Origin of the sequence: Thauera mechernichensis (assembly GCF_029588855.1) — a bacterium.
In the GTDB taxonomy this organism is placed as follows: Bacteria; Pseudomonadota; Gammaproteobacteria; order Burkholderiales; family Rhodocyclaceae; genus Thauera; species Thauera mechernichensis.
Genome location: NZ_JARQZE010000046.1, coordinates 1 through 838, shown reverse-complemented (window position 1 = coordinate 838; position 838 = coordinate 1). Strand labels below are relative to the sequence as shown.

The window sequence follows — 838 nt, the reverse complement described above, 5'->3', positions numbered from 1 at the left end:
GCTCGATCCAGTGGCGGGCGATGTCGACGCGGCGGCACACCCATACGCGGTCGTGCTTCTCGATGTGGTCGAGGAAGCGCTGCAGCGCACGGAAGCGGCCCGGGCGGCCGAGCAGGCGGCAGTGCATGCCGATGCTCATCATCGCCGGGCGCTCCTCGCCCTCGGCATACATCACGTCGAAGGCGTCCTTCAGGTACTCGAAGAACTCGTCGCCGTGCGAGAAGCCCTGCGGCAGCGCGAAGCGCATGTCGTTGGTGTCGAGGGTGTAGGGCACGACCAGGTGCGGCACGGTGTCGCCGTTGGTCTTGCGCACCTCGGTCCAGAACGGCAGGTCGTCGCCGTAGTAGTCCGAGTCGTACAGGAAGCCGCCGTAGTCGGCCACCAGGCGCCGGGTGTTCACCGAGTCGCGGCCGGTGTACCAGCCCACTGCGCGCTCGCCGGTCAGGCGCTCGATGATCTGCATGCCGATCTTCATGTGCTCGCGCTCGAGCTCTTCCGGCACGTTCTGGTAGTGGATCCAGCGCCAGCCGTGGCAGGCGATCTCGTGGCCCAGTTCCTTGAACGCGGCGGTGAGCTCGGGGTGGCGCTCGAGCGCCATCGACACCCCGAAGATCGTCATCGGCAGGCCGCGGCGCTCGAACTCGCGCAGGAAGCGCCACACGCCCACGCGCGAGCCGTACTCGTAGATACCCTCCATCGACAGGTGGCGCTCGGGGTAGCTGGCGGCGTTGAATAGCTCGGACAGGAACTGCTCGCTGCCGGCGTCACCGTGCAGCACGCAGTTCTCGCCGCCTTCCTCGTAGTTGAGCACGAACTGCACGGCGATGCGGGCGCGGCC

1 protein-coding gene is annotated in these 838 nt (G+C 67.7%); it reads right to left on the bottom strand.

Annotated elements, in window-relative coordinates; all coding sequences use genetic code 11:
- The coding region (gene puuE, locus P7F68_RS19880; protein ID WP_277835667.1) for an allantoinase PuuE at window positions 1–838 on the bottom strand (838 nt) is incomplete at both ends.